The following is a 16,578-nucleotide window of genomic DNA, read 5'->3' as shown; positions in this document are numbered from 1 at the left end:
GACATGAAAACCATCACGACTCCCCGCGGCATTGCCGCGATGGGCCGGGGCCTCATCGCCGTGCGCGCCGAGGTCAAGGCCAAGCAGCCCGCCAGCATCGAAGCGCTCGCCGTAGCGTTCGAAGCGTTCAAGGACACGCACACCGCGTCGTTGGACGAGATCAAAGCCGGTAAGACCGACGTCGTCACCACCGACAAGCTCGCTAAGGTCGAAGCCGACCTCGACAAGCTTCAGGCAGCGATCGAGAGCGTCAACCTGAAAGCAGCGCTCGGCAACGACGAGGGCGAGCAGGTCCGCGATCCCGAATACACCAGCCAGTTCCAGGCGTACTTCAAGGGCGGTGCGCCGACCGCGAAGCTCGAGGAACTGCGCGCAGCCGCGACCAAGACGGACGGCGAAGGCGGTTATCTGGCGCCGATCGAGTGGGATCGCTCGATCAGCAAGCGTCAGAAACTCGTTTCGCCGATGCGTCAGAACAGTTCGGTCATCACGATCAGCGGCGCGGGCTTCAAGAAGGTCTATTCCGACGGCGTGGTCGGCAGCGGCTGGGTCGGCGAGACGGCTGCGCGCCCGCAGACGACGACGCCCGGCCTGACCTCGCTCGGCTTCACGATGGGCGAGATCTACGCCAACCCTGCGGCTTCGCAGGGCCTCATCGACGATGCCGAGATCGACATCGAGGCGTGGCTCGCCGACGAGGTGACTGGCGAGTTCGACAAGCAGGAGGGCATCGCCTTCCTGTCGGGGGACGGCTCGAACAAGCCCGACGGCGTGCTCACCTACGTCACCGGCGGCTCGAACGCCGCAAAGCACCCCTATGGCGCGATCCTCGCGCTGATGTCGGGCGATGCGACGAAGGTCACCAGCGACGCGCTGTTCGACCTTCAGGCGGACCTCCCCGCAGAGTTCCTGGCGAACGCCAAGTTCTACATGAACCGGGCGTCGCAGGCAGCCTTCCGCAAGCTGAAGACTGCGGATGGTGCCTACCTGTGGCAGCCCAGCCTTGCGCTTGGCGTCCCGCCCTCGCTCGCCGGCGAGCCGGTAGTCGACATGCCGGGCATGCCGAACGTCGGGGCCGGTAACGTCGCCGCACTCTATGGCGACATGGTCGAGACCTATCAGGTCATCGATCGCACCGGCGTACGCGTCCTGCGCGATCCGTACACCGCGAAGCCGTTCGTCCTCTTCTACACGACCAAGCGTGTGGGCGGCGGCGTCAAGAACCCGACCGCCATGCGCGCGCTGCGCATCGGCGCTGCGGCCTGAAGCTGACGGGGCCGGCCAGCGCGTCGGCCCCGAACCATGGGAGCTACCAAGATGAGTGGTACGAAATCGACGGTCGACACGACCGATATCAAGCCTTCGGACGTCCTCGGGGTGTCCGACACCAAAGGTATGACCGAAGACACGCTGACGCCCGCAACCGACGTTGCCGCCAGCGGCGCGTTCATCGAACCGGAGATCGTCGCGCGCATCGACGTCGATCACCCTGCGGTCGACAACAACCCGCGCAAGGGTCAGCCCGCGATCGCCAACCAGATCGACTTCAACGATCCGCATCTCGGCACCGAGGACGCGGTCAAAAAGAACCTCGAAGCACAGGGCTGACGCCCGCGGCATCGGCTCCGGCCGGTGCCGCCCTATTCTGCGAGGTGACCTATGGCGATCCCTGTCTCGATCGAAGACGCACGTCGGCAGATACGCCTCGATGAAGATGACGGTTCGCAAGATGCGGATCTTAACGTCTCCATCGCCGACGCTGCCGCATGGGTCGAGCGCTATACCGGTCACATTCTGGTCGCGCGCGACGTCATCGAAAGGTTCGACGGGTTCGGCCGCCTGCATCTGCGCGCATGGCCGATCAAACCCGACGCCTCGATCGGCATCGGATACACACAGGCCACAGGCGCTGCTACGAACCTGTACGGCGCGCGGATCGCGTCACACGATCGCCCGGCGCTTATCATCCCGTCGGTTGGGACTTGCTGGCCTGCGCTCGCTACTGGGGTCACCGTGTCCGTCCGCGCCGGTTACGAGGCCGCCGACGAGGTCCCCGGCAACTTCCGCCGCGCAATGTTGATCCTCATCAGCGCCTACGAGTCCGACCGTGAAGGCGGAGACATCTTCCAGAAGGCGGAGACGGCTGCGAAGTCTCTCTGTCGCGACTTTCGGGCTCGCAACCTGTGACCGTTGGGAAGGGCAAGGCAAGCCGCTACAATCGCCGCATACAGATCGAGCGGCCGGTCGCCGACACGACATTCGACGGAGCCGGGTCGGGCGCATGGGAGCCCGTAGGCTCCCCGATCGCTGCCAGCGTCGTCGATAGCCTGCCCAGTCGGAGCGAGAAGCTCGCGGAAGGCATCAACATCGCCACGCGCCCCGCCCGCGTTCGTATGCGGTTCCGCACCGATCTCGACGCCAGCATGCGGTTCGTCATGACCAAGCCGTTTCCGCGCGTGATGCAGATTATCGCCGGGCCTGCCGAAGTCGGTGTTCGTGAAGAGGTCGAGTTCATGGTCGAGGATTACTCGTCGGCTGGGAACGCCGCATGACGACGGTCACCGGATCAGGTGACGTGCGGCGCTTCATTGCGCAGCTGCCTGCCAATCTGGAGACGAGGGTTCTCCGCGGCGCCGCACGCGCCGGCGCAACAGTCATCGCCGAGGAAGCCAAGGCGAACACGAACTCGCATGAGGTCGCCGAAGCGGTGAAGGTCGCCACGAAGCGCGAGGGCGATTTGATGATCGGCGCGGTCCAGCTGAAAGGCCCCGGTGCGTATCTCGCGCCGTGGGAGGAATACGGCACCGACCCGCATTTCATCAGCGTCGACCCCAGCCAGGGCGGCGGCATGAGCGTTCGCCGGATCAACGACAAGACGAAGGAAGGTTCGCTCGTCATCGGCGGCGCGTTCGTCGGTAAGACGGTGCATCACCCCGGCGCTGGCGCTCATCCGTTCCTCCGTCCCGCCCTCGATAGCAAAGAGGGCGAGGCCTTCTCTGCCGCGCAGAATTACATCAATTCCCGCATCACCCGCGCCGGGATCGTGGGCCCTGCCGATGTCGAGGACGACGCATGAACGGCGTCGATATCATGGGCGCGCGTCTCCGCGGGGATGCGCCGCTGACCGCGATCGTCGTGGCCGCTTCGATCAAGGCGGGCGCACTCCCCGACGGCGTCATTCTGCCGGCTGTGCTGGTCCGGTCTGTTGGAAGCGCCGATCGCCAGATGCTGAAGCGGAAAGGTTTCGTCCGCGTCACCGAGCGCGTGTCCGTAGCGGTACGCGCTGCCAGCTACCGCGAGCAGGTCGCAGCGATCAAGGCGATCCGTCGGTCCAGCGCGGGCGTCATCGGCGATTATCCGCCTGTCATGCGCGTCTCGATCCTGACCGCTGGCACCGGGCCCGACATGCGAGGCCCTGCCGACAGCTTCGAGCAGACCCAAGATTTCCGCGTCAGTTACGACGAACCAGTCTGAGGAGATCGACCATGTCGACGAGCAAGAAAAAGTCTTTCGTGATTCAGGACTTCACCGACGCAGGGACCGAAACGAAGTTCGCCGCGAGCACCGAAGGCAAGCCGGAAACCCTGGTCGACATCGAGCCGGGTGCCTTCGGCAACTACGCTGCCGCAGGCCTCGTTCGTGAACCTACAAAGAGCAGCGGCAAAGCCGTCGCCTGATCCATTCCGCCCGGTTCCGGGCTGAATACCGCCGGCACCGCCCGGCCCGCCCCAGAAAGGTATTACCATGACGTCCATGACTGCGGCGGGCTCTGCGCTCGCCATCTCGGCGGCCAGCCCCGCCACGAACGACATCGCCGGGTTCACCGCCCTCACTTTCACCGAGATCGGCAACATCGAGAAGATCGGCCCGATCGGCGCGAGCTTCGCGAAGGTCGAGTTCCAGCCGCTCAAGGGCGCCAAGCAAAAATACAAGGGTTCGGCCGATTACGGCGCGCTGCAGCCGTCGCTGGCGCTCGACAGCGCCGACGCAGGCCAGACCCTGCTGCAGACGTCCGCCGATGACGAAACCCAGAAGCTCTATTCCTTCAAGGTCACCCGCCAGGACGGAACGCTTCGCTACTTCCAGGGCCGTACGTTCGGCATGCCCGAGACGATCGACGGCGCAGATACGATGGTGACGGCAGCGCCGACCGTCGAGATCTGCACGAAGATCATCAAGGCGCCCGCTGCAGCCTGATCCCCTCCCGGCTGAATAAGCCGGTTCCCTGGTATCGGCCCGCCCCGCTCGTCGCGGGTTGCGGGCGGGTCGGTGCAACCCGCGAAAAGGACTACCCATGAAGATCGCAATGCTCGCCGTATCGGCCACCGCCTTCCTGCACCTCAAGGGGCCCGATGGGGCGCTGCTGTACGACGGCAAGGAAAAGGTCGGCATCGAGCTCTACGGCCCCGGCTCGCCCGAGTTTGCGCGCGTCGAAGAGCGCCAGACCGCCCGCGCCATCAAGCGCATGCAGGACAACGACAACAAGGTCAGCCTCGCGCCGATCGAGGACCGTCGTTCGGAGGCCACCGAAGACCTCGCAGCCCTGACCGCCGACTTCCGCCACATCGAGCACGAGGACGCCGATGGGAAGCCGCTCGCCGGCGCCGCGCTGCATGCCGCCGTCTATTCCGATCCCGGCCTCGGCTGGATCAAGGAGCAGGTGACGAAATTCGTCGGTGATTGGGGAAAGTTCAAGCCCGGCTCGGCCGGGATCTAACCCTCTTCGTCCGGCAGATGGCGTGGCTACATGCCACGCCTAAGCCTGACCCCGACTCGCGTCGCGGCAAGCTCGAAAACCAACCGCCTCCGATCAGTCGGCGCGAGCAGATGAAGAAAGACGGCATCCAGCCGCAAATGCCCCCGAACCCAGCGCCGCACATCATCGGCCGATTCATCGAAATGGGCATGACACAGAGCGACGGCATGGGCCGCACGGTGCTCAGCTGGTCGGAGATATCCGCCTGGTGCGAGCGGACGATGATCAACCTGCCCCCGTGGGAATCACGCCTGATGCGCGAGCTATCCTCCGCATACCTCTCCGAGGGGCGTGCCGCGGAGAGCGAGACCTGCCCGCCTCCATGGCGCGGCATCGTGACGCAACGCGAGCGCGACGTCAGCGAAGCGAACCTAGACCGACTGCTGGGATAGCCAGCCAATAACGAAGCCGACGCTCGGGCGTCGATACACAGGGAGGCTGCTCATGAACGACGGAACTCCTACGCTCGAGGTCGGCTTCGCGATCAATTCCGGGGGCTCGGTCGATGCCCTCATGCAACTTCAGCGCGCCATGGATACGACCGAAGCAAAGGTCGTCGCCGAGGCAGGCAAGATCACCCGCGCTACGTCCGACATGGTCAACCTCGGCAAGTCGGCCGCAGAGTTCGCCTCGTTCGATATCGCTGCGACCCGCGCCCTGCAGAACGTAGCCAACCAGAAGAAGGCGACCGAGAAGGTCGGTGAGGGTCTGATCCGGCAGCTTGAGCGTGAGACCGCCGCGTTCGGCAAGACCCGCGAAGAGATGCGCGAAACCCGGATTGCCGAGATCGCGCTCACTGCCAGCAAGCAAGGCAATACGGACCTATCCGCGCGCCTCGTCGCAGCGGAGTCTGCCCTATACGACAAGCGCTTCGCCGCGGCCCGTAAGGCCCGTGCGGAGACCGATGCCCTGACTCAGGCGCAGGAACAGGCCGCCAGCCAGGCGGTGGCCGCAGCCGAGCGCCAAGCTCAGTCATTGCGCTCCGCAGCCTTTGCACACGACTTGTTCGAGGCCGCGGCACGTCGCGGCATTGCCGCCATGCGCGAGATGGAGGCTGCCGAGAGGGCCGCTGCATCGACCGCTGAAGCCACGAGGATCCGCGAGGCGGCACACGCCTACGGCTTGTTCGAGACCGCGGCGCGCAAGGGTGCGGCTGCGCAGCGCGAATTTGAGGCGGCTCAGGCGGCAACAGCGCGTGATGACGAGGCTCAGCACCTGCGATCGGCGGCATTCGCTCACGACCAGTTCGAGGCTGCCGCGCAGCGTGGCGCTGCTGCGCTACGTGCGGAAGAGGCGGCTGCCGCGAGCGATGCGGCTGCACTGTCGCGGTTGCGCGCCATGATCGATCCGGCGGCAGCGTCGCAGAACCGTTTGAATGCCGAACTCGCCGAGGCGCGGCGCGTCATGACCGCGGCGGGCGCATCGGCGGCTGAGTTGGGCCGCGCTGAAAGCGCGCTCATCGAACGCACGAGGACGGCGGCTCAGCAGCACGAGCAGATGGCCGGTTCGGCGCGTCGCAGCGGCGGCGCCCTGAAGAACATCGCTGTCCAGCTGCCCGATATCACGCAGGGCCTGCTCACTGGGCAGAAGCCATTCCAGGTGTTCATTCAGCAGGGTGCGCAGATCTTCCAGGTCGCGCAGATGAGCGAAGGTGGGCTTCGCGGCTTCGGCAAGGAGGTCGGCGCTCTCGCCCTCCGCTTCGCGCCCCTTCTGATCGGGTTCGCGGCCGTCGGTGCGGGCTTCGCCCTGTTCAACCGGTGGGTCAACGATGGCGTAAAGTCCGACCAGCTGACGCGCGACCTCGGCAAGATCACCGGCGGTGCCAATGCGACCAAGCAGGAGATCTACAAGCTCAAGGACGAGACGGTCACCTGGGCCGACACGTCCAAGGCGCTGTTCAGCGTCGTCGGCAAGGACATCTCGGACTATTTTGTTGGCGATATGAAGGGCATGTCGCGCGGCGTGAAGGGCGTTCTCGACGACCTCACGGGCTACATGCGTCAGGCCATGGCGGGCATCTATGCCGGCGTTGCGGGCACGAAGGCCTATCTCGGCGAGATCGAGAAGGGCGGCGTAGTCGGTCTCGGCAAAATGCTGATCGGCCAGGGCGACCCGAAGCTTCTCGAGAAGACCTATGGCGCGGCCTACACCGCGGCCGATCAGTATCTGACAAAGCTCGGCAAGCGTGTGAAGGTCGCGGCGATCGATAACGCTCGCGAGCGGATCGCCAAGTCGATCGGCTACAACAACATTCCGAAGCCCACGACCGACAAGCACGCCGAAATGCTCGAGCGCGATGCCGAGGCGACCGAGGCGCAGATCCGCAACCTCTATAAGCTGGCGGACGCGTACGGCGTGTCTGGCGCTGCTGCCCTTATCGCCGAGGCCCGCGTGAAGGCGGAAAGCAAGGCTATCCGACAGCAAGCGGACATCGAGGCTGCCGTCGACCGTCAGGTCCGGCTCGCGATCGCGCAGCGCGTATCTGATGCTAGCAAGTCGTCCGCGGGGATGAGGGATCAGGCCCGGGTGCAGACCGAGATCAACGGCATGGTGGCGGCGGGCAACATCCCGGCAGAGCGCGCCGCAGAGTTGCTGCAGGACCGCCTAGCCGAACTGCCGCTGTTGCAGGCAATCGAGGCGGCGCAGCAGCGCGGCCTCGGCGTTGAGGCCACGCGCGCGACACAGGCGCTGGAAGAGCAGCGGGCTGCGCAGTTGGCCGTTCGTGACGCAGCCGTCGGCGAGCGCTTCAATCAGGACGACGCCGCGGCCGAGAAACGGCTGGCGGAACTGCGCGAAGAGCTTCGTCTCGTCGGCGCGACCGACGAGGCGCGTGCGCACGCGTTAGCGACGCTTCGTGCGACGCAGGAGGCGGACACCAAGTACGCCCCCGGCGCGAACCGCGACGAGTTTATCCGCAAGCAGGTCGAAATCGCGGACAAGACCGCTGCCCTCGCCGTTGCTCAGAAGTCGTATAACGATGCCCTGACCTTCACGGCCGACAAGTGGGATATCATCGCCACCAAGGTCCAGTCGGCCGGGCAAGGCATGGCTGATGCGTTCGGTGAAGCAGGTCGTGCGATCGGCGATATGGCGTCGATCTACGCCAGCTATCAGGCCGATCGCACGCGCGCGGAGGCTGAGCATTTGGCGCGCATCAAGGAGGCTGGCGCCGACCAGGCCCAGATCGCCCGCGAGAACGCGCGCTTCGCTCTCCGGTCGTCCGGTGCGCAGGTCGCTGCGTTCGGCGACGCAGCAGCCGCTGCCAAGGGGTTCTTCAAGGAGGGTTCGTCCGGGTACAAAGCCCTGGAAGTCGCCGAGAAGACCTTCCGCGCGATTCAGTTCGCCCTGTCCCTCCGCGCGATGGCTCAGGACGCGATCGAGACCGGCACGAAGCTCGCCACCGGTGCCGCGCGCATCGCCGTCGGTGCGACCGAGGCGGTCGTCAACGCGATAAAGTCGCTGCCATTTCCGCTCAACATTGCAGCCGGGGCCGCGACGATTGCCGCGCTGGCGGGCATCGGTGTCTCGGTCGCCGGGTCTTTCGGGGGCGGCAAGAACACGCTGCCCACGTCCAACACGGGCACCGGCACGGTTCTCGGCGACACGTCGGCGAAGAGCGACAGCATCAAGAATGCGATCGATGCGCTCAAGGAGGTCGACACTGTGACCAATACCTTTGCGCGCGAGATGGCCGCTTCCTTGAAGTCGATCGACAGCCAGATCGGTGGCGTCGCGTCGCTGGTCGTGCGCTCGGGCAATATCGACGCGTCGAGCGGCGTGACCGAGGGTTTCAAGGCCAATGCCATCGGGTCGGCACTCAGCAAGATCCCGGTGATTGGCGGCATCCTCGGCGGGCTGTTCGGGTCAAAAACCAGTGTCATCGGTAGCGGCCTGTATGGCGGTGCGCAGTCGGTCGGCAGCATCCTCGGCGGTGGGTTCGATGCGTCCTATTATTCCGACGTCGAGAAGAAGAAGAAGCTCTTCGGCCTTACGACCAGCACGAAATACTCGACGCAGTACGGTGCGGCTGACGCGGGCCTTGAGAATCAATTCACGCTGATCCTGAAGTCGTTTAACGACGCAATCGCGGCAGCTGCCGGGCCGCTCGGCATTGCGACCGGCGATGTCCAGGCGCGGCTCAACGGCTTCATCGTCAACATCGGCAAGATCGACCTGAAGGGCCTTACAGGCGAGCAGATCGAAGAGAAGCTGTCGGCGGTGTTCGGTGCGGCGGCTGACGGCATGGCTGCCGCGGCGTTCCCTGGGCTCGAGCAGTTCCAGAAGGTCGGCGAAGGCGTGTTCGAGACGCTGGTCCGCGTTGCATCGACCGTTGAGGCGGTCGGCACGTCGCTCTCCCTGCTCGGCACCAACACGCAGGCCATGGGGATCGGCGTCAAGCTTGCCCTGGCCGACCAGTTCGACAGCGTCTCGGCGTTGACCGATGCTGCGAGCGCATATTCCCAGACGTTCTATTCGAAGGAGGAGCAGGCAGCCGCCAAGACCGCGCAGATGACCGGCGTGTTCGCCAGCCTCGGCTTGGCGATGCCGTCGACGTTGACAGGGTTCCGTCAGCTGGTTGAGGCGCAGGATCTGACCACCGCGGCCGGGCAGTCGACCTATGCAACGCTCCTGAAGCTGGCACCGGCCTTCGCCGAACTGCAAGCCTCGCTGGAAGGGGCAAAGAGCGCGGCGGACATCGCCAGCGAGCGGCAGGATCTGCAACGCCAGTTGCTCGAATTGGCAGGCGACACCGCAGCCCTCCGCGCCCTCGACCTTGCCAAGCTCGATCCGTCGAACCGTGCGCTGCAGGAGCAGATCTACGCGGTGCAGGACGCTCAGACGGCAGCGGCGGCAGCCAAGACGCTCGCCGACGCATGGACGTCGGTCGGCGACAGCATCACGGCCGAGATCGACCGCATCCGTGGCCTCACCGGGACCAGCACGGGCGGCGGCTTCGCCCAGCTGCTTGGGCAGTTCAACGCGGCGAACATGGCGGCGCGCGGTGGCGATCAGGACGCGGCGAAGAGTCTGCCGGGCCTGTCACAGGCGTTGCTGACAGCAGCAGCGGCATCGGCGACCAGCCGGCAGGAGCTTGACCGTATTCAGGCGCAGACGGCTGCCAGCCTCGAAGCCACGAACGCGGCGATCAAGGGCATCGCCGGGGTGGTCTCGCCATCGACGCCTAGCGGCAAGTCGAACATTACCTTCCTCGATACCGCGGCAATGACGCAGACCGCGCAGGTCTCGCCGACGGCGGCGAACGACGACCTGGCGAGCGAGATTAAATCGCTCCGCGAGGAAGTGACGCTGCTTCGGACCGAGAATAATTCGGGCCATGCAGCAACCGCCGGCAATACCAAGCGCATCGATGGCCGCCTCGAGGCGGTGACGACGCCGAACGGTGGCGAAGCGATCAGCGTGGCTAGCGCCGCGTGAAGGTCGTCACAGACGCCGGGGTTGTAATCGACCTGGGCACCGTCGAGACCGCGCCAACGATCGGCATCACCGACTATAGCCGGCGGGTGACCGACGACTATGGCGTGACGACGATCGTCGAGCGCGCCTTCTCCCGTCGCATGTCCGTGCGACTGGCGGTGCCGTTCGACGACGTTGACGATCTGCAGCGCCGTCTGACTAATCTCCGGGCAACGCCGGCGCAGTGGATCGCCGACAATCGGTTCGCCGCGCTGTCGTTCCGCGGTTTCTACAAAGAGTTTGAGATCGATCACGCGGTACCGCCGCTCAGCTATTGTACGCTGACGGTCGAGGGCCTGGCTTCGGTCGAGCAGCTGGTCGACGACGGCACGGATCCGGCGCCGATCGGTCAGGCGTCGACGCTGCAGCTGATCCAACCGGCTGCGATCACGGAAGCCACGCTCGTTGCCAGCACCATCGCAGAAACCGATCGCGCCGAATGGTCGGCGGGTGTCAGCTATGCGCTTGGCGCCCAGGTCATCAAAGCTGCGACGCACCGGATCTACGAAAGTGCGGTAGCGGCAAGCGCCGGCGACGATCCCGCGGCTGCGTCCGGCAAGTGGATCGATATCGGTCCGACAAACCGGTGGGCGATGTTCGATCAGGCGCTCGGCACGACGTCCAGCGCGGACGGCTCGATCGAGGTCACTTTAAACGTGGCTGCACGCGCGATCGCGCTACTCGACGTCGTGGCAACGTCTGTGCGGGTGCAGTCGGCCGGTTACGATCGGACGATCGCCGCCAGCGCTGGCGCCATCACGTTCCTTGATCTCCCGGCCTTTACCAGTCAGGTGACGGTGACGATCGCCGGCACCGGTACGGTGTCGGTCGGTACGCTGCTGCTCGGTCGCCTGGTCGCGCTTGGCATCACCGAGGCATCGCCGACGTCGGGCATCACCGACTATAGCCGCAAGGAGGTCGACGACTTCGGCGACGTGTCGATCGTCGAACGCGCATCAGCCAAGCGGATGACCGCGAAGTCATTGATCCGGACGGACGCGCTGGACCTAGTCGCGAACCGCATCGCGTCCGTTCGCGCGCGGCCGTCGCTATGGATCGGACAGGCGGGCATCGACAGCCTGACGATCTACGGCTTCTTCAAAGACTTCTCGATCGAGGCAGGCGAGGGCGTCAGTAAGCTGTCGCTCTCGATCGAGGGCTTCAGCACCGCGGCAAAGGTCGAACCGCTCGGCGTCGAGTGGCAGAACGTCAAGGACACCAACCCGGCAAAGCCTAAGCCCGACGACGGCGCAACCAACAGCGCGGATCCGACGTCACCGCTCGGGCCCGACGATACCGTCGGCGAGGTCCTGGACGATCTGGCGGAGGCACGGCGCAACGCAACCGCGGGGCTCGAGCAGATCGCCGCTGCCAAGGCGGCACTTGCAGCCACGCAGCGCGAGATCGACGAAGCTGTATCGTCGATCAATGCCCAGCTGGTGACGGCGCGTGCGGATCTTGCCACTACATTGGCACTTGCCAACTCTACTGCCGGCGTCGCGCGCCAAACCGTCCAGGCTGCTCTGTCCGGCCAGCTGCTCGAGCAGCGCCGAAAGGCACGGAACGACGCGTTGACCCATCTCGATGGCGTCGCCGTTGGCGTGCGCGTCCAGCAGGAAACCACTCAGCGGATCGAAGGCGAGACGGCGACTGCTACGACGTTCTCGCTGCTCGGCGCCAAGAACTCGGCTGGGACCGTCTTCGTGCTCAATCGCGATACGGTGATGGTGTCGGCTGATCAGTCGTTGGCTGAGAAGTTCGTGACGATCGAGGCGGAGTTCGTCTCTGCGGCTGGCATCACGGCCGCGGCGATCTCGCGGTTAGATACCTCGATCGCCGACGAGCGCGAAGCCCGTACGACGTCGATCACATCGCTTGATGCGCGGTTCACCAACGCCCTGGGCGCGGCGATCGGCGCGGTCACGGCCGATTATCGGGAAGCTGTCAGCAACGAGGCCGGCGCGCGCGCGACCGCCATCACTGCGGTTCAGACCGATTTCACGACCAAGATCGGCGCCGCTACCACCGCGATCACGGACCTCGCCCGTACGACGTCGAACGCCGATCAGGCGCTGGGCGAACGCCTCACTCAGGTCGACGCCAGCTTCCAGACCGCAATTGGAAAGAGCAACGCGACGATCGTCACCTTGCAGCAAGCGCAGGCAGATGAGGCTGGCGCCCGCACGACCGCGATCGCGAACCTATCGACAGCCTTCAACACTGCCTTGGGCAATGCAGTGAATGCGATAACAAGCGACTACCGCCAGGCAGTCAGCGACGAGGCTGGTGCGCGCGCGACGGCGATCACCGCAGTCCAGACCGACTTCACGACGAAGATCGGTGCCGCCACCACAGCCATCACCGACTTGGCGCGCACGACTTCGAACGCCGACCAGGCGCTCGGCGAACGGATCACCCAGATCGACGCGACCTTTCAGACCAAGCTGACCGAGGCGACCGCGTCGATCGCGACGGTACAACGCGCGATTGCGGACGAGACCGGCGCGCGAACGACGGCCGTCACAAACCTCGGCACGTCGTTCGACACCGAGCTCGGCAATGCGGTCAACGCGGTGACGACGGACTATCGTCAGGCCGTCAGCGACGAGGCGGGCGCGCGGGCGATGGCGATCACCGACCTCGGCGCTAGCTTCACGAACGCGCTGGGCTCCGCGATCAACGCCACGGCGTCGAACTTCAACCAGGCCATCGCCGATGAAGCCGGCGCGCGTGCCACGCAGTTCGGCTCGGTGACGGCGCGCTTGGATAAGGTCGGCGGCGGTACCTCATCGGTTGAGCAGCTGTTCTCCGCGCAGGCGGACGCGTTGGGGAACCTGTCCGCCCGGGCGGGGCTCGCAGTTACTGCAGGCGGGGTCGTCAGCGGGATTTTCGTCACCGCGGCAGACGGGTCGAACGGCAAGGTCAGCGATATTACGTTCGCCGCGATGACGATCAACGTCAGCACCGCGAAGCTGATCTTCAATAATGGATCCGTGATGAAAGTGCTCGGCACCGGGTTCGGTGTAGGGTCCGAGTTCATAGACTGGTTCGGGCCATCGATGCCAATTGCGCAGTGCTCGCGAACGAACGGCATAGTTTGGCAGACGGTCAGCGGTGACGCGTACTTCGGCGGCTCGCTGTCCGCTGGGGTCCTGACGAACGGTGGGCAGAGCAGCAGCGTCGGCGCCGATGTCATTGCTGATACCGGCGGCTTTGGATCCAACGGTGGCAAGATCACTGTCGTCATGACTTGGTCGTACAGTTGGTCGCTGAATGTGACGTACAGCGGCTCCGCCAGTAGCAAGCAATCGTTCGACAATGCCGCTGCTGCGTATGGCGCGACCTCTCAGGACGGCAACTTCTACACAGGCACCCGTGTAGAGACCGGCAATCCTACTCTCGTGCTTGCGCGGGAGATTGGCGGCTCGGCTCGGATCGACGTCGCGACCCCCACGATCAGCAAGGGCGTCGGCACGTTCAGTGGCTCCCGGCCGATTGCCGAGGGGGAGCCGGGGCAAGCCACCTTCACGGCGAACTGGTCGGCGAGCCTCACCTACACCGACCCCGACCGCCTCATCGCGGACCGCCGGTTTCTCGCCACACTCGCGCGCGGGTTTACTGCCGGTAATGGCTCCGTCTCGCAGCGCGTCACTATCATCACGACCGAGGAATAGCGGCTATGGCAATAGACGATCAGCTGGCCGCACTGTTGGCGCAGAACGCCGCCCTATTTGCGACCTATGAAGAGTGGTCGAACGGTCAGACGATGCTGCTCGCTGGCACGGTGGATGACCCGGCAAGTTTTAACTCCGTCGGGGGCAAGACCGGAGACCTCGGTTATTATCCGGTCGTCAATGCCAGCGGACAGACGATTTACGCCCCATGCATGGCGCGGTTGCGCCGGATCGCGCTCGATGGAGTAACCGACGCTCTTGAGTCGTCCGTCGTCAGCGGCGAAGGATTGCTGCACGCGCAAGGCGCGATCGGGGAGTTGCTCCGGCTAAACGTTCCAGCATCGACGCTGGATGATGCGCGAGCAGGTACGCGGAACGACGTCGCGCTGACGCCGCAGTCGGGTAAGGCCGCGGTTGACCAGGGCGTCGGCGGCCTTTCGGCGCTGACCGGCTTTGCGCTCGATCGCCGTATCAGGATCGATGCGCCGCAGACCTTTACCGATAGCGAGCGGAGCGTGGCCCGGGGCAATATCGGTGCGCCAGCAGCTGCGGACTTGCTTCCCATCGATCGCCGCGGGCGTCGCGCGATCGACTTCCTCACGGTGAAGAAGACGAACATCACGCTCGACATCGTGCGCTACGACATGACGTCGCTGAAGGCGTCGGGCGGTGTCGCATCGGAGGGTGTACCCAATGGCGCGATCAAAGATCACGCGACCGGCGAGTATCAGGATTGGGCCCTGAACCCGCTCAACGTGTACGGCACGAACCCACCGGCGAACTATACGGCGGGCATCCCTTGGTTGCAGGGGTTCTTTAACCGCGACCGACCGTGGAATGATCGCAACACGCGCATCCATGTCCGCAATCTCCAGCTGTGGGTAAAGTTGGCTAGCACGCAGACTTGGGAGAATCTTGTCATCGAGACAGATCCGACGGGCGCGGGCTACGTCGAAGACTTTTCGAGCAATGCCGGCATCGCGCTCGATCAGCGCTTCGAGCCCGACGGCGGTGTTTCGGTTCGTATGGTGCAGGGCTACAGCTTCCACGCATACACTCGGGAACGGCGCCTGATCCCGGTCGGCGATATCGCGGCGGTCTATTCCTCGTTTGAGGCTCGCCTAATCCTTGATGATCCGGATGGGCCGGATGATCGCGATCAGGCGAACTACGTCGCATCGGGCGGCGCGGATTACTGGCTCAATCTCACGGCTGGAAATGATCAGCCGCTAGCGAACAATAATGCCGCGATGATGGGCCGCATGAAGATCGTGACGAACGACTGGCGGCCGTTCACGTCGTGCACCCTGACGCCCGCGCAGATGACGTCGGAGACTGTTCTCCCTCCGCTTCAGCCGAACCCGGTTTCGGTCCTAGCATCAATCCAGCGGCGCGCACTCAGCCGGAGCGACGTCTACAACGCGCTCGACCGCACCACCACTGGCGGCGTTCTCGATGCACGGGCGGGTAAAGTTCTGGGCGACGCGACCAAGGCGGTCGCCGACCGTGTCAGCGTCGTCGAAGCGGTTACCGGGGGAGCCGCTTCGCGCAGCTACTATGACGGCGTGCCGACGGTCGAAGCGGCGATCAGCGGCAAGACGTTCTTCATCGATGCATCTGCGCCGATCGCGTTCCCGCTACCGGCGACCACGACGGGCGGCATGCGGTTCTCGGTCGTGCAGATGAACGCAGCTGGCCCGATCGTCTTCGCGCCTCGCGCTGGCGCCGTGGTGCTTGGTGGCAAGACGCAGACCGGCGGCCTCTTTAGCAAGTACGACGTGCTGCTCTACCGCAACGAGAACGGTACGACGGCGGAATGGCTGATCACCGGGTCTCAGCCGCTCGTCGCGGCCGAGACCACGCCTGCGCAGCCTTGGACCCCGTACAACTACGGCGCCGATCGCACCGATCTGTGGGTCGACGGCGCGTCTGCCCAAACGATCACCGCGGTCGACGGCAAAGCCTCGCGGGTCATCGACAAGGCCAGCAAGGGGCGGACGTTCTACCAGACCAATGCGACCTATCGCCCCGCGATCGGCAACCCGATCAACGGCAAGCAGGGCTTGACCAGCACGATCTCCGCACCGGCCTTCATGGCAGGCGTTGCCGGTACCGGCCTCACCACGCTCACCGACCTGTTCTTCAACGGCGGTGCGTTTCTGATCGCGACGGCGACGCTGGGCGAGACCTACTCGAACGTGCCGTACAACGCGGCAAAGATCGTCATCTGGCGCTTCTCGCCCACCGGCGGGGACATTTGGGTAAATGGCGTTCGTCAAGGCGGCTTCCCGGACAGTCGCATCTATGGGTTCACCGGCATGGCATGGGCGGTGTTCAATCCGTACAGCGCCGGCCAAAGTAGCCTTGGGCGCGTCTATCAGGCGACGGCAACCGGACCTGGACTCTTGGGTGTAGCGCCGACCAGCGGAGCGCCAAACCGATCGTCGGACATGACGCTTTACAGTCTTGGCGTCGTGAATCTGGCGAGCATCACGCTAACCGGAAGCGGCGACGCGAACGTCGAACTACTTAATGGGTGGCTCGCGGACATCTACGGGCTTCGGTCCCTGCTGCCCGCCAATCACCCGTACAAAACCACCGCGCCAACGATCGCTTGATAGCAGCCTATTTTGATCACCAGCACCATCGCGACTCATAGGGTCGCGGGAAGGG

13 protein-coding genes are annotated in these 16,578 nt (G+C 64.9%); all 13 read left to right on the top strand.

The features are described from left to right. Positions 1 to 3 precede the first annotated feature (3 nt). Complete coding sequence (locus tag AC59GX_RS14670) at positions 4 to 1,266, top strand: phage major capsid protein (protein WP_497301995.1); 1,263 nt, start codon at positions 4 to 6, stop codon at positions 1,264 to 1,266. Between the two features lie 51 nt (positions 1,267 to 1,317). Next, positions 1,318 to 1,608, top strand: a complete 291-nt coding sequence (locus tag AC59GX_RS14665; RefSeq protein ID WP_497301994.1) for a hypothetical protein — start codon at positions 1,318 to 1,320, stop codon at positions 1,606 to 1,608. Positions 1,609 to 1,659: 51 nt separating this feature from the next. Further along, positions 1,660 to 2,187, top strand: coding sequence for a head-tail connector protein (locus tag AC59GX_RS14660; protein ID WP_497301993.1), 528 nt, complete (start codon positions 1,660 to 1,662; stop codon positions 2,185 to 2,187). Then, positions 2,184 to 2,552 carry a phage head completion protein gene (locus AC59GX_RS14655; RefSeq protein ID WP_497301992.1) on the top strand — a complete coding sequence of 123 codons (369 nt, stop codon included), beginning with the start codon at positions 2,184 to 2,186 and terminating at the stop codon, positions 2,550 to 2,552. Before AC59GX_RS14660 ends, AC59GX_RS14655 begins: the two co-directional genes overlap by 4 nt. Beyond that, positions 2,549 to 3,076, top strand: a complete 528-nt coding sequence (locus AC59GX_RS14650; RefSeq protein WP_497301990.1) for an HK97-gp10 family putative phage morphogenesis protein — start codon at positions 2,549 to 2,551, stop codon at positions 3,074 to 3,076. The genes AC59GX_RS14655 and AC59GX_RS14650 overlap by 4 nt, the downstream gene beginning before the upstream one ends. Continuing rightward, positions 3,073 to 3,474, top strand: coding sequence for a hypothetical protein (locus tag AC59GX_RS14645; protein WP_497301988.1), 402 nt, complete (start codon positions 3,073 to 3,075; stop codon positions 3,472 to 3,474). Before AC59GX_RS14650 ends, AC59GX_RS14645 begins: the two co-directional genes overlap by 4 nt. 11 nt (positions 3,475 to 3,485) lie before the next feature. Continuing rightward, the gene (locus AC59GX_RS14640; protein WP_497301987.1) at positions 3,486 to 3,677 is read left to right on the top strand and encodes a hypothetical protein; all 192 of its coding nucleotides are present in this window, start codon (positions 3,486 to 3,488) and stop codon (positions 3,675 to 3,677) included. A gap of 67 nt (positions 3,678 to 3,744) precedes the next feature. Next, positions 3,745 to 4,197: a hypothetical protein gene (locus AC59GX_RS14635; protein WP_133020366.1), complete on the top strand. Its 453-nt coding sequence runs from the start codon at positions 3,745 to 3,747 to the stop codon at positions 4,195 to 4,197. A gap of 97 nt (positions 4,198 to 4,294) precedes the next feature. Continuing rightward, a complete protein-coding gene (locus tag AC59GX_RS14630) occupies positions 4,295 to 4,717 on the top strand; it encodes a hypothetical protein (RefSeq protein ID WP_133020367.1) in 423 nt (140 codons plus the stop codon). A 110-nt stretch (positions 4,718 to 4,827) separates the two neighbouring features. Further along, the gene (locus tag AC59GX_RS14625) at positions 4,828 to 5,148 is read left to right on the top strand and encodes a phage tail assembly chaperone (RefSeq protein WP_497301985.1); all 321 of its coding nucleotides are present in this window, start codon (positions 4,828 to 4,830) and stop codon (positions 5,146 to 5,148) included. Positions 5,149 to 5,200: 52 nt separating this feature from the next. Next, on the top strand, positions 5,201 to 10,192 hold the full coding sequence (locus AC59GX_RS14620; protein WP_497301983.1) for a phage tail length tape measure family protein: 4,992 nt from the start codon (positions 5,201 to 5,203) through the stop codon (positions 10,190 to 10,192). Continuing rightward, positions 10,189 to 13,905: a hypothetical protein gene (locus AC59GX_RS14615; RefSeq protein WP_497301981.1), complete on the top strand. Its 3,717-nt coding sequence runs from the start codon at positions 10,189 to 10,191 to the stop codon at positions 13,903 to 13,905. The genes AC59GX_RS14620 and AC59GX_RS14615 overlap by 4 nt, the downstream gene beginning before the upstream one ends. A gap of 5 nt (positions 13,906 to 13,910) precedes the next feature. Then, a complete protein-coding gene (locus tag AC59GX_RS14610) occupies positions 13,911 to 16,523 on the top strand; it encodes a hypothetical protein (RefSeq protein WP_426281191.1) in 2,613 nt (870 codons plus the stop codon). The last annotated feature ends 55 nt before the right edge of the window (positions 16,524 to 16,578 follow it).

The organism is Sphingomonas sp. 320_CC (assembly GCF_059691795.1).
The sequence above is the reverse complement of the archived record's forward strand: the minus strand, read 5'-3'. Positions and strand labels throughout refer to the sequence as shown.